This is a genomic window from Shewanella zhuhaiensis, from assembly GCF_022484835.1.
GTDB lineage: Bacteria > Pseudomonadota > Gammaproteobacteria > Enterobacterales > Shewanellaceae > Shewanella > Shewanella khirikhana.
The window spans coordinates 373,921-390,187 of the sequence record NZ_JAKUDL010000003.1 but is presented as its reverse complement, the minus strand read 5'-3'; the positions used below and the strand labels follow the sequence as shown (position 1 = coordinate 390,187).

The 16,267-nt window shown below is 56.1% G+C and carries 13 protein-coding genes and 1 other RNA gene; 5 read left to right on the top strand and 9 right to left on the bottom strand.

Going from position 1 to position 16,267, the window contains the following annotated elements; genetic code table 11:
- Positions 1-7: 7 nt before the first annotated feature.
- The gene (locus MJ923_RS11360) at positions 8-439 is read right to left on the bottom strand and encodes a DUF4339 domain-containing protein (protein ID WP_240591181.1); all 432 of its coding nucleotides are present in this window, start codon (positions 437-439) and stop codon (positions 8-10) included.
- Between the two features lie 558 nt (positions 440-997).
- Here MJ923_RS11360 and MJ923_RS11355 point away from each other — a divergent pair.
- Positions 998-1,648: an AraC family transcriptional regulator gene (locus MJ923_RS11355; protein ID WP_276313063.1), complete on the top strand. Its 651-nt coding sequence runs from the start codon at positions 998-1,000 to the stop codon at positions 1,646-1,648.
- A gap of 138 nt (positions 1,649-1,786) precedes the next feature.
- On the opposite strand, the gene MJ923_RS11350 is transcribed toward MJ923_RS11355, so the two are convergent.
- Both MJ923_RS11350 and MJ923_RS11345 read right to left on the bottom strand, forming a co-directional pair.
- Positions 1,787-3,856 carry a protein-disulfide reductase DsbD family protein gene (locus tag MJ923_RS11350; RefSeq protein WP_240591179.1) on the bottom strand — a complete coding sequence of 690 codons (2,070 nt, stop codon included), beginning with the start codon at positions 3,854-3,856 and terminating at the stop codon, positions 1,787-1,789.
- Positions 3,857-3,959: 103 nt separating this feature from the next.
- A complete protein-coding gene (locus MJ923_RS11345; RefSeq protein ID WP_240591178.1) occupies positions 3,960-5,012 on the bottom strand; it encodes a TlpA family protein disulfide reductase in 1,053 nt (350 codons plus the stop codon).
- 270 nt (positions 5,013-5,282) lie between these two features.
- Here MJ923_RS11345 and MJ923_RS11340 point away from each other — a divergent pair, with 270 nt between their 5' ends.
- A complete protein-coding gene (locus tag MJ923_RS11340; protein ID WP_240591177.1) occupies positions 5,283-6,101 on the top strand; it encodes an AraC family transcriptional regulator in 819 nt (272 codons plus the stop codon).
- 668 nt (positions 6,102-6,769) lie between these two features.
- Here the strand turns inward: MJ923_RS11340 and gcvP are convergent.
- The 6 genes from gcvP to MJ923_RS11310 all read right to left on the bottom strand — a co-directional run bounded on the left by gcvP (position 6,770) and on the right by MJ923_RS11310 (position 14,619).
- Positions 6,770-9,658 (bottom strand): aminomethyl-transferring glycine dehydrogenase, encoded by a 2,889-nt coding sequence (gcvP, locus tag MJ923_RS11335; protein ID WP_240591176.1) that lies wholly within the window; start codon positions 9,656-9,658, stop codon positions 6,770-6,772.
- A 101-nt stretch (positions 9,659-9,759) separates the two neighbouring features.
- Positions 9,760-10,149 (bottom strand): glycine cleavage system protein GcvH, encoded by a 390-nt coding sequence (gene gcvH / locus MJ923_RS11330; RefSeq protein WP_126167914.1) that lies wholly within the window; start codon positions 10,147-10,149, stop codon positions 9,760-9,762.
- 25 nt (positions 10,150-10,174) lie between these two features.
- On the bottom strand, positions 10,175-11,269 hold the full coding sequence (gene gcvT / locus MJ923_RS11325; RefSeq protein WP_240591175.1) for a glycine cleavage system aminomethyltransferase GcvT: 1,095 nt from the start codon (positions 11,267-11,269) through the stop codon (positions 10,175-10,177).
- A gap of 281 nt (positions 11,270-11,550) precedes the next feature.
- Positions 11,551-12,732, bottom strand: a complete 1,182-nt coding sequence (locus MJ923_RS11320; protein ID WP_240591174.1) for an FAD-dependent oxidoreductase — start codon at positions 12,730-12,732, stop codon at positions 11,551-11,553.
- Positions 12,733-12,735: 3 nt separating this feature from the next.
- On the bottom strand, positions 12,736-14,016 hold the full coding sequence (ubiH, locus tag MJ923_RS11315) for a 2-octaprenyl-6-methoxyphenyl hydroxylase (protein ID WP_240591173.1): 1,281 nt from the start codon (positions 14,014-14,016) through the stop codon (positions 12,736-12,738).
- 30 nt (positions 14,017-14,046) lie between these two features.
- A complete protein-coding gene (locus MJ923_RS11310; protein ID WP_126167918.1) occupies positions 14,047-14,619 on the bottom strand; it encodes a UPF0149 family protein in 573 nt (190 codons plus the stop codon).
- A gap of 239 nt (positions 14,620-14,858) precedes the next feature.
- Here MJ923_RS11310 and MJ923_RS11305 point away from each other — a divergent pair, with 239 nt between their 5' ends.
- The 3 genes from MJ923_RS11305 to MJ923_RS11295 all read left to right on the top strand — a co-directional run bounded on the left by MJ923_RS11305 (position 14,859) and on the right by MJ923_RS11295 (position 16,038).
- Positions 14,859-15,167, top strand: coding sequence for a cell division protein ZapA (locus tag MJ923_RS11305; protein ID WP_126167919.1), 309 nt, complete (start codon positions 14,859-14,861; stop codon positions 15,165-15,167).
- A gap of 52 nt (positions 15,168-15,219) precedes the next feature.
- Positions 15,220-15,400, top strand: a non-coding RNA gene (gene ssrS, locus MJ923_RS11300) — 6S RNA.
- An 8-nt stretch (positions 15,401-15,408) separates the two neighbouring features.
- Positions 15,409-16,038: a 5-formyltetrahydrofolate cyclo-ligase gene (locus MJ923_RS11295; RefSeq protein WP_240591172.1), complete on the top strand. Its 630-nt coding sequence runs from the start codon at positions 15,409-15,411 to the stop codon at positions 16,036-16,038.
- Positions 16,039-16,267: the final 229 nt, after the last annotated feature.

Below are 16,267 nucleotides of genomic sequence, written 5' to 3'. Positions count from 1 at the left end.
GTGCGGTTCAGGACTGCTTGGACTTGAATCCCGCCAGTTTTTTCTGCAGCGCTTCGTATTGTTCGTTGATACTGCGCAGGGTGGTGTTCACTTCCTGATTCAAGGTTTGCGTCACGCCCTTGGTGTCGTTGATGTCGCGCTCCAACTCGGCACGCGAATTGTCTATCGACCTTAAGGTATCTTCGATACGCCCAAGCGATTTGTTCAGCTCCTGCTCTTTGGCAATGAAGTGAGCAATCAGCTCTTTGGGAATGGCCTTGGGTGGCGGTGGCGGCGTGATGGCAATATCAAACTCGTCGATGTGACTCACCGGCATCCACTGCGCGAAGGACGGATGCCAAGCGTAACTATTTGGGTTGTTTGCAATAAACAGGTTTGATTCGGCCAGGCCCAGCGGCCCGCTGACTTCACCGTTATGGGAGAAATACCACTCTTTCATAGGTCAACTCTTACCCTTTAATAGTGTTTGAACTACTCATTATCGTTTTCAGGCAGATGGCAGAGCGAGCAAGTGGCGCGTCCTGCGTAAGTTGTTTATGGCGCATAGGGGGGAAAACTCTTTAAAAGCAACCACTTGAAAGGCTTGTTCAACCAAGAGATTTCCATATCCGTTCTCAGGGGAAAACCCAATACGACAACAGGCTACATTAACCGATAGTTATTAACAAAACTACTGTTTCTGGCCATCAAACACTGAAAATTAATGGTCGCAAATACGGAATACGCCAGCCCCCTTCCCAGCCGATGCTGCTTCAACTTGGCAACATAAACCCGGAACCAAAAGTACTCTGATACCCCGACACTGGCTATCAAACCGACTCCAGCGACCAGGCCCACTTTATCCATGGATTCAAGCAAGTGATTAGCATCACCCCAGGGCAATTCAGAAGCAAGTCGCTGCAAAGGCATCAACAATGGCGTTACCGCCGCAGATGAGACAGGGAAACCTGCTGTTTTCGCCGCACAGTTTACTCATGTAAAGAGCCACGAAAACAGTTTGGATTTACCGGCCAAAATGCAGGTATTGGAAGCCAGTGAGAAACAACCTTATCTGGGCATTGTCCTCAAGCTGGATTTGGCCATGATGAGCGAACTGATTATGCAGGCACCACCACATCCACATAAAGACCCCACCTCAGAACACGCCATGGTGCTTGGCAATACCACACCTTCACTGCTGGATGCCGTTCAACGTCTGGTGGCATTACTTAATGAACCCGAATCCATTGCAGTACTCGCGCCCCTTATTAAACAGGAAATTTTTTGGCGGGTTCTTATCAGCGAACAGGGAAGTCGATTGCGGCAGATAGCATCGGCGGGCAACCTGGGGCTGCGGATTGCCAAGTCCATCGAATGGCTGAAATCACATTATGATCAGCACCTGAGTGTGGATGGGCTGGCCGACATGGCCCGCCTGAGCAAATCGACGTTCCATCATCACTTTCGTCCGCTCACCTCCATGAGTCCGCTACAGTATCAAAAACGCCTGAGACTGCTGGAAGCCCGCAGATTAATGCTCGGCGAAAACATGGATGCCTCTGCTGCGGCCTACCGGGTCGGCTACGAAAGCCCATCACAGTTTTTGCGGGAATACGCACGCCTCTTTGGCAATCCGCCAAAACGTGACGTCACAGCCCACTGGCCATAGCCCGCTCAAATACCTATATCCCCGGCTTGACCACGGGCGTCCGGCAAGGCACCAAAGTAACTCCATCCAACGAACCTGCAGCACCAAAGAAGGAAAGTCGACAAGCGCCCTGACACAGCATCATCAGGGCGCCCGGCCTCAACCACCCGCCCTTTCAATCAGCAGTGAGGATGTCAGTATTTGCGGCAACACCTCTGGCTGTAGATTCCCCTTTTTATACCAAAGATATAAAGGCACACCAGAGCGCTGATGTTTTGCCAGAAATTCGGTAATCTGCGGGTCACCATTGGTCCAGTCGCCCAGCATCACGGCCATCCCTGCGCGCTCGAAGGCCGCCTGGGTGTCTTGCCGCTCAATGGCCGTTGTTTCATTCACTTTACAGGTCAGGCACCAATCGGCACTGAAATACACAAACACATCCTGCTCCTGGATCAGCGCCGACAAGTCCTTCTCGTTAAATGTCAGTGGCCTGTTTGTCTCGGCACCTGCCTTCGATGTCTGAGTCTCTGCCCCCGGCGGTACACTGAACAGGGTGCCAGCGACAATAATGACCGCCGAAAGCACTGGCCACCAAGGCCTGTCTCGGCCCCCATGCTGGAGCAATCCCATCAGCCAGAGAGCAAGACCTAGCAGCATTGCCAGCAACAGGGCAACAAACACATACTGGCTGTCAGTCTGCTGCATCAGCACCCACACCAGTCCAAGGGCCGTAAGCAACATGGGCACAGCAAAAATGCGCTTCGCTGTCACCATCCAGGCACCGGGCTTAGGCATTCGCTGACGCAGTGCAGGTACAAAGCCCACCAGCAAAAAGGGCAAGGCCATGCCCAGACCCAAACCGGCAAATACCATGAGCCCAACGTAAGTCGGCAGCACCAGCGCCGCCCCCAGAGCGGTGGCCATAAAAGGCCCGGTACAGGGGGTGGCCACAAAGGCAGCCAGCACGCCAGTCCAAAAATCCCCCGCCGGTCCTTGTTGCTGCTGCAGGCGACGGCCCGAACTCAGGGTGCCCATTTCAAACAAACCGGCCAGATTCAGCCCTATGGCCATCATCAGTAGAATAAGCGCCACTATGATTTCAGGCCGCTGCAATTGAAAGGCCCAGCCCACCTGCAAACCGAACTGCCGCAGCACCAGAATAAGGGCTCCCAGCAGTACGCACACCAGGACGGCGCCGAGCGTGTATGCCACAGCGCCGCGCCGGGCAAGGCGCTCGTCCCCCATGTGAGTCAGACTCAGCACTTTTAAGCTGAGAATGGGAAAGACGCAGGGCATCAGATTCAGCAGCAATCCTCCGAGCACAGCTCCCAACACGGCCACCACCGACAGGGGCAGCAGCGAGCCCTCTTGCGCAGCCGGTAAACCGGCTTCGGTTGGGAACATCAATGCACCACCCGCCTGCCCGGTCGCCTTGACCCGGATAGACAGGCCTTTATCCAGCGTCAGCACACCATGAAAGTCACTGACATCCCCCTCACCGGCCTGGGTCTGCATAAAGAGGCGGTCACCCTTTTGCACAAAGGATTGCGGCGCCGTATTGGACAGCGCGCCGTTGACCTCAGGGTAAAAGTGCAGATTATCAGTCAGGGAAGCGGTTTCGGGCAGGGGCAGCGACAACACAAATTGCCCATCGCGGACAGTGAAATCAGCGCTCGCCGCCACGGGTTTTGGGATAGCTTGTCGCCAGACATTAAAGGCGTCCTGCTGTGTCTTGGGCGCGCCCTTGTCGCCAACAATAAAGTGGGTTTCGAGCCGCTGCTGCTCGGGTAAACACAGCGTGGGACTGCACACCAGATAGCGCAGTTCCACCGCAACATCGATGGCGGTACCCGCGGCGACCTCATCGGCAATCTGCAGTGGTGCCAGCAAGGCATAGTCACCGTGATAGATGTAATTCATCATGCCGGTTATCAGCAGGGACTCGGGGGCAGGATATTGCAGTTCTCCCACTGTGACCCCCTCCGGCAGTTGCCATTTCAGCTGCAGCGGGAAACCGGCGTCACCGGGGTTGAGCCAATAACCGTGCCATCCCGCTTCGGGCGACATACGGATAGCCAGGGAAGTCTGGCTCCCGGACGCCGGAGTGTTTGATTCCAACAGCAGCGATGCCGCTATCTTTTGGTCCGGGCCGTCGCTTGCCATTGCAGGCAAACATGCCAACAGGATGCAACCCACGAGGATTTGCAACCAAAAGGTGATGATTTTCATGGTATAGCCTGTACTCCAAGTCCTGAGTGTCAGCCCCCTGTCATCCAACCCTGTGAAGTAACTGCGGGTCGCGCTGAAAGGGGCCTGACGTTATGGTGCTGCGTTATTCAGCGATATCCCCGGTAAGTAGCGCGTTGAGGCGTTCGCTGAAGTCAGGCGCCTTGGGACTCACCTTCTCCGTGACCTTGCCGTGCTCATCGATATAGACGACGGTTGGCAGCTGGCTAACCCCGAATTGTCCAAACAGACTGCCTTGCTCATCGAACACAATCGGCAAACGCGGTGCGTAGTTGGTTTGGTATTCGGCCAGATCGGCCTCGGATGACCAGAGGTTACCGGATACATGCAGCCACTGGGCTTTGCTGTTGGCGGCGTGCTGCTCAACCATTTCACGCACCTGCTGACAGGCTTTGGCAGTAGCAGGCTCAGACTCCGCCAGATACCACTCACACCAAGGGGCGAAGAACACCAGTCCTGTTGCCTTACCCGGCTTAGCAGTCGAGGGCAGCGGATAATCAGTCTTATCGAGGGCCGTTAATGTCAGCGAACTCAGCTCATCACCCCGCTCAATCACCTGCGCTTTTTTGGCCACGGCATTTGTCTGTGACTCACTCAGCTCAGGCTTGGCTGCCGCACCGGCAACCACCTCTTTGAGTGCCTGATGAAATGCCTCGTCATCCTGATGCCCCACGTAGGCAATATGGCCGCTGGTATCAATCAAAAAGTGCTGCGGCGTCACCCGCAGATTAAACGCCCGCGCCAGTGAGCCATCATCTATGGTCATCGGCATCGTCAGCCCCGCCTTTTTCACAAAAGCAGTGACTGAATTGTTGTCATCGCTGATGCCGGTATTGACGGCAATCACCTGCAACTCATCACCATACTGCTGATAAATATCTTCAAACCCGGGCATTTGCTGGCGGCAAGGCACGCACCAGGTTGCCCAGAACTTGATGTACACCGGTTTTTTGCCATAGATCTCGCCAAGATTCAGGCTATCACCCGCCAGAGTGGTCACGGTCAGCTCAGGCGCGGGTGCACCAATGAGTTCATTGCCGGCGACTTTGGCTCTTCTTTCCCCTTCTGCGGCAAAATCATCCGACGCCACCGAAGGCCCGACAAAGGCCGAGGACAGCAACAACGTTGAAAGACTCATAATCAGCAACCTGGATAGCTTGGGGGGTATTTGTGTCATGCGTGATTCCCATATTCGACAACGGATAAGTGAAGCGCAGCAGCCAGCTCTCAGAGAGTTACAGCATGACTGCTTACGACTGCGGGCATGGTAAGCAATCAGGGGAAATGCGAATTGTAGATTTTCGACATGTCAGTAAGATGCACAGGGGATTGCCGGAATGTCATTGACTGGCATTAACCGGGGACGGTTGGGATATACTGACTCAACCCGTATTTGGAGCGCTTTGCCATGTCAACATTGCCGCATCTTGGTTTTCAGGTTTATCAGCCCTGCGCCCCGCTGCTGCCCTATGTTCGCTGCTACTGGCAAATCACCCGCATTGCCGCCCCAGAGACAAGGTCAACCGAATTCATGCACCCCGAAGGAGGCAGCGGCATCATCTTCAATTTCGGTGCGCCAATGCACTTCGATGGCTGGCAACACAGGGCCCAATGTCTGGTGACAGGCCCCACCAAACAAAGCACCAGGCTGGAGCTTTCAGGCCGGGTCGATGCGCTCGGCATTCGTTTTTGGCCCGGCGCCGGACGGGCGTTTTTAAAGACGCCCCTGTCGGAAATGCTCGGGCAAACCCTGACGCCAGCCGACCTGTCGCTCGCGCTCTTAAGCGATGAGCTGGCCGAACGTCTGGCCGTGCTGCCCACCGCGCCTGAGCGCATTGCGCTGCTTGAAACCCGGCTGCTGCACTACCTCACCGCCCATGGCTCACAAACACAAACGACCGAACCCAGCATGAAATACGCGCTCAACTGGATAGCCGAGCAAAAAGGCCAGGGAGAAATTCGTAACCTGCTCACCGAGATAGACATCAGCCAACGTCAGCTTGAGCGTTTATTCCAGCAAAACCTGGGGATGTCGCCGAAAAACTACAGCATCCTCCAGCGCACCGGCTTCGCCCGGGAACTGCTTAAAAGCGACACCGACAGCCCACTCACCGACATCGGCTATCAGGCCGGATTCTACGACCAGGCCCATTTCATCCGTGAGTTCAAGCAAGTGATTGGCATCACCCCGGGGCAATTCAGAAGCAAGTCGCTGCAAAGGCGCTGAGTCAGAGTTTGATGTAACAGCTATCCCAAAAATAAAAAACGAGTGCCGAAGCACTCGTTTTTTATTTGTCAGTTAAACCAAGGCTTAACCAGACCAAAATGGCGTTGCCGACGCCGCTCATGCAAGGTAAATCGAAGGTTCCAGCGCGCAGTTTACTTTTGTAAATGAGCACTGGAACCGAGATTTAACGCCCCTCTTTCGAGTTCAAGCAGCAAGTCCAGGCAGCAATTTTCCAAAATGGCGTTACTGCCGCTGATAAGACAAGGAAACCTGCTGTTTTCGCCGCGCAGTTTACTCATGTAAAGAGCCACAAAAACAGTGGGGTGACATCTTAAGCCATTAAAACAAAAACGAGTGCCGAAGCACTCGTTTTTTATTGTCTGACCGAACCAAGGCTCAACCGGAGCAAAATTGCGTTGCCGACGCCGCTCATGCAAGGCAAATCGATGGTTCCAGCGCGCAGTTTACTTTTGTAAATGAGCACTGGAACCGAGATTTAACGCCCCTCTTTCGAGTTCAAGCAGCAAGTCCAGGCAGCAATTTTCCAAAATGGCGTTGCTGCCGCTGATAAGACAAGGAAACCTGCTGTTTTCGCCGCGCAGTTTACTCATGTAAATGAGCAGCGAAAACAGTGGGGTGACGCCGTATTATCAAGGCTAAGTAGCCATTTATTCGTAATCGCTCATCGGCACACAAGCACAGAACAAGTTCCGGTCACCATACACGTCATCGATACGATTCACGGTTGGCCAGAACTTGTTGGCACGCACTGACTCGGTTGGGAACACCGCCAGCTCACGGCTGTATGGACGGGCATCGAAAGCCGGATCCATGATGTCAGCCATGGTGTGCGGGGCGTTGGCCAGTGGGTTGTTGTCAACCGGCCACTCGCCGCTCTCAACACGGGCGATTTCACCGCGAATGGCCACCATAGCCTCGATGAAGCGGTCCAGCTCAGCCTTGGATTCAGACTCAGTCGGCTCGATCATCAGGGTGCCGGCAACCGGGAAGCTCATGGTTGGGGCGTGGAAACCGTAGTCATTCAGACGCTTGGCTACGTCCATTTCGGTAACGCCAGAGGCTTCTTTCAGCGGACGCATGTCGATGATGCACTCGTGGGCGATACGATCGTTACGGCCACGGAACAGCACCGGATAGTGCTCAGACAGCTTCTTGGTAACGTAGTTGGCGTTCAGCATGGCGGTCTGGGTAGATTGCTTCAGACCCTTGCTGCCCAGCAGCTTGATGTACATCCAGCTGATTGGCAGGATACCGGCGCTGCCGAATGGTGCGGCAGAAACGGCGCCATTGTTGTCGCTCTCGATACCTTGCTTAACCACAGCGTGACCGGCTACGAAAGGCGCCAGGTGCTTCTTCACGCCGATTGGGCCCATGCCTGGACCGCCGCCGCCGTGAGGGATGGCGAAGGTTTTGTGCAGGTTCAGGTGAGATACGTCGGCACCGATAAAGCCAGGAGCAGTCAGACCTACCTGAGCGTTCATGTTGGCACCGTCCAGGTATACCTGGCCGCCGTGCTGGTGAATGATGTCACAGATTTCACGCACGGTTTCTTCATACACACCGTGGGTAGAAGGATAGGTGATCATGATGCACGACAGGTTCTCGGCCACTTCGGCGGCCTTGGCGCGCAGGTCGTTCAGATCCACGTTACCTTCTTTGTCACAGGCGGTAACCACAACCTTCATTCCAGCGAGCTGGGCAGAAGCCGGGTTGGTGCCGTGGGCAGACTGAGGAATGAGACACACGTTGCGGTGGCCTTCGCCACGGGACTCGTGGTACTTGCGGATTGCCAACAGACCTGCGTATTCGCCCTGTGCACCTGAGTTAGGCTGCATGCACACAGCATCGTAGCCTGTAATGTCCACCAGCCAGTCAGACAGTTCGCCAATCAGCTGAGTGTAACCCTCGGCCTGCTCGGATGGGCAGAATGGGTGCATGTTGGCAAATTCAGGCCAGCTTACCGGGATCATCTCAACGGCAGCGTTGAGCTTCATGGTGCAGGAACCCAGCGAGATCATGGAGTGGTTCAGTGCCAGATCCTTGTTCTCGAGGCGCTTGATGTAGCGCATCATTTCGGTTTCGCTGTGGTAGCTGTTGAAGGTTGGGTGAGTCAGGAAGGCTTCTTCACGCACCAGCGCAGCAGGAATAGAGCTTGAACCCTTGGCCAGGATATCGGCATCGAGCGCCGCTACATCCAGACCATGACCGGCGCCCAGGATCACATCGAACAGCTCGGCAACATCGGCACGGGTGGTGGTTTCGGCAATGCTTACGCCCATCACGCCATCGGCGTCATAGCGCAGGTTCACACCGGCGGTCAGGGCGCGGGCGCGTACGGCGTCCACATCGGCCTTGAAGCTGATGGTATCGAACCATTGATTGTTCAGCACAGTCACGCCCTTGGCAGCCAGACCAGCAGCCAGGATGTCGGCCAGACGGTTAATGCGTGAGGCAATGACCTTCAGACCTTGTGGGCCGTGGAATACGGCGTAGAAAGACGCCATGTTGGCCAGCAGCACCTGTGCGGTACAGATGTTGGAGTTGGCCTTTTCGCGGCGGATGTGCTGCTCGCGGGTTTGCATGGCCATACGCAGGGCGGTGTTGCCACGGGTGTCTTTGGACACGCCGATGATACGGCCTGGCATAGAGCGCTTGTGCTCGTCTTTGGACACAAAGAAGGCCGCGTGTGGACCACCAAAGCCCATTGGCACGCCAAAGCGCTGGGCAGAACCGAATACCACGTCGGCGCCCATGGCACCCGGGGTCTTCAGCAGCACCAGCGACATGATGTCGGCGCCAACGGTCACAATTACATTCTTTTCACGTAGCTTGGCAAACAGCTCGGTGAAGTCGGTCAGTTGACCCAGACGGTTGGTGTACTGGAACAGGGCACCAAAGAGGTCATCATGGTTAGCGGCATCGGCAGCTGGACCGGTCACAATCTCGAAGCCAAAACACTCGGCGCGGGTCTTTACCACGTCCAGTGTTTGTGGGAATACGTCGTCGGCTACGAAGAAGCGGTTGGCTTTCTTGGCCTTGGAAACACGCTTGGCCAGAGCCATGGCTTCGGCAGCAGCAGTGGCTTCGTCCAGCAAGGAGGCTGAGGCCAGGTCCAGACCGGTCAGGTCGATAGACAGCTGCTGGAAGTTCAGAATGGCTTCAAGACGGCCCTGGGCGATTTCTGGCTGGTAAGGGGTGTAAGCTGTGTACCAACCCGGGTTTTCCAGCACGTTACGCAGGATAACGTTTGGCACTTCGGTGCCGTGGTAACCCATGCCGATGTAGCTCTTGAACACCTGGTTTTTTTCGGCCAGCTTACGGATATAGGCCAGACCTTCGGCTTCGGCGTTGGATGGACCCACGTTCAGCTCACGACCCAGGCGGATAGACTCGGGTACGATTTGCTTGGTCAGATCTTCCAGCGACTCGGCACCAACGTAGTTCAGCATGGCTTGCTGCTCGTCGGCATCGGGGCCTATGTGACGGGTCAGAAACAGCTCATGCTGTTCCAGCTCTGTGAGGGTTTGCTTGGTCATGATAAACCTTTCAAATTACGCCGGTCTGGTATGCGACCGATCTGCTTTATGTCGGATAAAACAAACGAAGCCCCGGGGGGCTTCGTTTTTCCTGGCGAGGATTATTCCTCGTCGATAACTGCTTGATAACCTTCGGCGTCCAGCAGGCTGTCCAGCTCAGACTCGTCAGAAGGCTTCACGCGGAAGAACCAACCGTCACCGTAAGCATCGCTGTTTACCAGTTCAGGAGAATCTTCCAGAGACTCGTTCACGGCTACCACTTCACCGGAGATAGGGGCGTAGATGTCAGAAGCGGCCTTTACAGACTCGGCAACGGCACAATCTTCGCCGGCAGATACGGTGTCGCCCACTTCAGGCAGCTCAACGAACACCATGTCACCCAGCAGCTCCTGAGCATGCTCAGTGATACCTACGGTGTAGGTGCCGTCTTCTTCCTTGCGGATCCATTCGTGGGAAGAAGCATACTTGAGTTCAGACGGGATATTGCTCATTGTTCTTGTTCCTTAATCGGGTCTTTTAAAATGCTTGTTTGCCGTTGCGTACGAAGCTGGGTGCGATAACACGCACAGGTACACGCTTCTTGCGCATTTCCACTTCGGCGGTATCGCCAACGGAGCCGGGTACGCGCGCCATCGCGATAGAATAGCCCAAAGTGGGTGAGAAAGTACCGCTGGTGATCACGCCCTGCTGCTCGTTGCCGTCAGCGTCGGTGAAAAACACCGCCATATCATGACGCAGAACGCCTTTTTCTTCCATCACCAGACCGACCAATTTGTCGGTGCCCTTGGCCTTGATGGCTTCCAGGGCTTCGCGGCCGATAAAGTCGCGATCGCTTGGTTCCCAGGCGATGGTCCAGCCCATGTTGGCCGCCAGTGGATTCACGCTCTCGTCCATGTCCTGGCCGTAGAGGTTCATACCGGCTTCCAGACGCAGGGTGTCACGGGCACCCAGGCCGCATGGCTGCACACCGGCATCCAGCAGGGCCTGCCACAGGGCTTCGGCTTCAGCTTCCGGTACGATGATCTCGTAACCGGCTTCACCTGTGTAACCTGTGGTGGCAATAAAGAGGCTGCCGGCCTGCTTGCCAAAGAAAGGCTTCATGCCTTCAACGGCAGCGTTTTGCTCGGCGCTGAATACGGTGGCGGCTTTGGCTTTGGCGTTAGGACCCTGCACCGCAATCATGGCCAGCTCAGGGCGCTCGGTGATGGTCACGTCGAAGGCTTTGGCTTGCTCGCCAATCCAGGCCAGATCTTTTTCGCGGGTGGCGGAGTTCACTACCACGCGGTAATGAGTGTCGCTCAGGAAATAGGTGATGAGGTCGTCAATCACGCCGGCTTCGTGGTTCAGCATACCGCCGTAAAGGGCTTTGCCGGGAACGGTCAGCTTGGCGATATCGTTGGCCAGCAGCTTGCGCAGGAAGGCACGGGCATCGGCACCCTCAACGTCAACCACAGTCATGTGGGACACATCGAACATACCGGCGTCGCGGCGCACCGCGTGGTGCTCTTCAATTTGCGAACCGTAGTTCAGGGGCATATCCCAGCCGTGGAAATCCACCATCTTGGCGTTTGATTCCAGGTGCTTGCTAAAGAGTACAGTTTTATTAGCCATTGTTATCCCTTCTATCCGGGGCTTTGGTGCCAAAAATAGAAACGGCACCTGGTTAAAATGCGGCGAAATTATACCTTGCGTCACAAATTTGTATACAAGAGAATTTTCTAATCCGAACAGTCAGATCATTAGTTTTTCTTATGGATTGCATTCAAAAAACTAACGTTAAAATTCTTCACTGGCCAAAAACTGCGCCAATTGTTTGATATTTGCTGCAAAAACCATCAGCGCGTGGCACTGACTTACCCCTGCCGCAGACGGTTTTTTGCAAGCTTGTTTGCTTATCTGCCCATGGCCTGTTTGATGAACACTGTTTTCAGCCCTGGCAACTTATCTACCAGGTTCAGCCCCAGATCCCGTACCGCCTGCTTGATGGGATTATTGCCCTCAAACAGGCGCTTGAAGCCTTCCATGGTGGCAATCATTTCCTGGGCAGCGGCCTTGCGTTCACGCTCCAGCGGCCGAAGCAGACGGTAGTCCCCTATGTCTTTGCCCTCGTCTTTCAGGCGCGCAACCGTATCGATAATCGCGGCTGCATCCTGAAAGCCCAGGTTTACCCCCTGCCCCGCCAACGGATGTATGGTGTGGGCCGCATCCCCCGCCAGCAGCAGGCGATGACGGGCAAAATGACGGGCGTAACGCATCCGCAGATTAAAGCCGATACGCTCGCTGGCCACCCGGCAAAGCCCGAGGCGGGCATCGAAGGCGGCGGTAAGCGACTTTGAAAAATTTTCATCATCCATCGCCAGCAGTGCCTGCGCTTTGGGCTCGGTCACTGACCAGACGATAGAGCACAGGTTTGGCTGATACAGCGGCAAAAATGCCAGCGGACCGTCCGGCAGGAACACCTGACGGGCACAGTCCTGATGGGGCTCTACGGTTTCTATGGTGGCAACGATGGCGGTATGGCCATAGTCCCAGAAGGTGAGCGGAATATTGCATTGGCTGCGCACCCAGCTGTTGGCGCCATCGGCGGCAATCACCAGCGCCGCCGAGAGCATGTCGCCTTCTTCCAGCGTCAACCAGGCTTCCTTTTCACCAAAGGCAAGCCGGCTTAAACGCACGCCTTCACGGTAATCGAGGTTGTCGCACTCGGCAGCACGTTTGGCCAGCGCGAAGGCAATGTTGTCGTTTTCGATAATGGTGCCGAGGCTATCTTCGCCCAACTCATTGGCATCAAATCCGATACGGCCCATGCCGTCCTTGTCCCACACCTGCATCCGGCCATAGGGCGCCAGACGCTCGCTATCGAGCAAATGCCAGGCGCCGAGGGATGTAAGCAAATCTTCACTGGCGCGATTGATGGCGCTGACTCTGAGGCGCGGTTCACCGTCCACAGCAGCCTGGGAGCCCGCATCCAGCACAGTCACCCTGAGCCCGGCCTCGGCAAGGCCTATGGCGGTTGCCAGACCTACCATGCCACCGCCAACGATGGCCACATCACAGCTTTGGGTCCTCTGCATCAATCAATCCTCACAAGGGGAAACAGTCGACAGCCGCACGCCGCGGCGCCAGCCCATGGCGCGGCTGGCCAAAGGCGCCTTCAGTGGTGGGCACCATGACAGCAATCTAAGCCCCAGACTGCGCCCGGCCACCAGCGGCCAATATTGGTTGGAAAAGCCTCGCACCAGCGACTCGATGGCGAGCAAGGTCTCGCGCCTGTCCTGCTCGCGCAGACGTAAATAGGCGTGCAACTGGCGGATATCGCCGATGTCGTCATTATCGATAAGCGCCTGTTTAAGCACGGCCACCAAATCCACTATGTCCCTAAGGCCCAGGTTGAAGCCCTGCCCGGCAATGGGGTGCAGTGTCTGGGCGGCATTACCAACGAACACACAGCGATGATGGATGGGCCTTGGCATCCAGCTGAGTTTGAGCTCATAGCTGTGACGACTGCCGGCGGCCGTAAACTTGCCTGCGCGGTAACCAAAGGCCTGCTGCAAGGCGCTGACGAACTCGGCTTCATCGCAGTGATGGAAGCGCTCGGCCTCGTCAGGCGGCATGGCCCATACCAGCGATAATCTGTGCTGACCATGAATGTCTGCCATTGGCAGCAGCGCCAGCGGGCCCGAGCCGGTAAAGCGCTCCCAGGCCCAATGATTGTGGGGTCTGTCCAGCGCCACATTGGCAATAACGGCGCTCTGGCCAAAATCCACCTGCTCCAGCGGCAAGTTAAAGTGGCTGCGTACCGCCGAGCCCAAACCGTCTGCGGCCACAACCAGTTTGGCTTTGAGCACTGCGCCACTGGCAAGCACCAGGGTGTGGGCTTCCTGTCCGGCCTCGAGGCGTTGCAGACTATCAGGGCATAAGCAGCGGATTTGGCTTTTCTCAATGGCGGCAAACAGCGCCTTGCCCACGGCTTCAAGCTCGACCACCTGCCCCAGATACGGCAGGCCAAAGGCGGCACTGCCAAGCTCGGTCATACCGAAATGACTGCGGTCAGATACGTGAATGTCGGTGATGCTGGTGCCAAGCTGGCTCAGATGGCGCCAAACGCCGAGGCGCTTAAGTTCGGTGATAGAGCCCTCGGCCACGGCAATGGCGCGGCCATCGAAGCCCGGGTGTTCATCGCCGGGGCGTCTGGCTTCAATCAGGGTAATGCGAAGGGGTTTGCCAAGGTCGCTGGCAAGCTTGTCCAGCGCCAGTGCCAGGGTGGCACCGGCCATGGCGCCACCGACTATGGCGATATCGGTCTCAAATGTCTCGAGGGGAGAAGTGCCTTGATTGCTGCCTGCATCACCGCTCATGGGAACCTCTAGCTGGGTCGGAAACTGAAATCAGTGCAACACTGTGCCGTCGTCGCCACTTTCGCCTTCTTGGGGGCCGAATTCCTGATAGCAATGAATGGCAGCCATACGCACAAACTCAACGATTTCGGTGTAAGCCGCTTCGGATTCTTCATCCTCGGCCACATCGATTTCCACCTGGGCGATGGCGGCAAGATCGGCTACGATTTCACGCACATCTTGCGGCGCTTTATTCAGACCAGGCTGAATAATGGCAAGGCCGGTCAAAAAGCTCTGCACCCACAGTGACATGGCTTCAACCCGGTCACACAGAGGCTCTTCTTCTTCGGGCAGCAGCGGCGTAAAGCCAAAGTCCCGCTCAGCCAGACGCGCCTGGGTGTCGGTAAAGAGTTCTTCCACCAGCTGTTGCAGGTCGCCGGGCAGCGCCTGACCATCATTCATCAGCTCAAGCAGCGGTTTGAGCCAGGCGCCGCGGCCCTGCTCTACGCCGCCGGCAATCAGGCCGACCATAGCGCCGTGGACTTCCACCGGATGCTGACCGATTTCGGCAGCCTCGAGCGCGGCGAGGAGTTTTTCGATTTTCAAAGAAGGTGGGGTTGCCATAAATTTCTGTCCGTGGCGTCAAACCAATTGGGGCAATGCTATCAGATGGGGCCAACACCACCAAGTTCAGTGGCCGTGATTTATGGCAATTTTGCGTGACGTTTGTCCGACATATCACAGCTTTGCTCACGCAAGCAGCAAACTCGATAAGTCAGGCGACGGATCCTCAGCCTTGGCCTTGCACTTTTGAAACCCGCCTTATATAGTCCGCCACATAAAGACCACCACAGGGATAGCCCATGAGCAGCAGCGCCATTGACATCACCCTCCTTGGACGCACCTACTCGGTCGCGTGTCCATCCGGACAGGAAGCGGCACTCAGGGCGGTGGCACATAAGCTCGAGCAGCAACTGACCTCGCTTCGCAGCCGTTCGAATAACCTCAGTCGGGAAGATTTGGCCATTATGGCTGCCCTGAATTTTGGTCACGAACTTTACGAAGAACAGAGGAAAAATCAGGACTATATGCAGCAAATGGATGACAGGATCCGCCTGCTGCAACGCACGTTAGAGCAGGCTTTGGTTGAGCGAAGCCACAAGGACGATTAAACTGATTACAGGTTTTGCGCCGGGTACAATCCCTGTGTAACACCACCAAATTTGCTCCCTGGGTTGTGCGCCAGCTGGTAATGTCCCTGTGCCGATATTTTTGACTTTAGGGCAGGTGTTTTACCGACATTGAGCAGGCTCGGCTCGTACCGAGAAGCCTTAGGAAGTAATCGCAGGCCCGCCTTGAACCTACGGTTCAAGGGCTACACCGGCAGCGGCATTCCGGGGAGCATCTCAACTTATGACGGCATCCGTCACCGCCAGGGCGAACATCGCCCCAGCACATCAAAACCTCCAGGCGCGCAGCGCCATCCGCAAACAGGTGCGCAGCCTAAGGCGCGCACTGTCGGACGACATCCAGGCATCTGCCGCCCATCAAGCAGCCATTCATCTGCAGGCCGAGCTCAAAGGCGCCAAGCGAGTCGCGCTTTATCTTGAAAACGACGGTGAAATCAGCCCGCGCCCTTTGATCGCCGCTCTGTGGCAACAGGGAGTTGAAGTCTATCTGCCGGTGCTGCATCCCTTCGCCGAAGGCCATTTGCTGTTTATCCGCTACGATGACCAGACCGACATGCGCGAAAACCTCTACGGTATTCCCGAGCCCGTGCTCGCCTGCCATCAACTGTGCCCGGCCCATAGGCTCGATGCCATTATCACCCCGCTGGTCGCCTTCGATGAGACCGGCAATCGCCTCGGCATGGGCGGCGGCTTTTATGACCGCACCCTGGCGCAGCTGCCTGACAGCACCAGGGTGATAGGCCTGGCCCACGACTGCCAGCGCCTCCCTGCCCTGCCAGTTGAAGCCTGGGACGTACCTTTGGCAACCATAGTCACCCCATCAAAAGTCTATCGTTTCCCCCAGCAGAATTAAGGCAGAACGACCGCCGTGAGCCAGGCTTCTGTCCAAGAATAGGTGCGAACTAAGAATAGGTGCGAACAAGTCCTCGCACAGTTCTGGCGATGACAGCGACGACAGTTCAAGGCTTTTAACTCAATGCCTGCCGAGGCATGGTGACGTTGAATAACGCCGACATGGTGTTGCTATCAAGGCCGCCGGGCGTGCCTTACCGCTGTATCTGCTGCTCAGCAGCTCTAGCGAC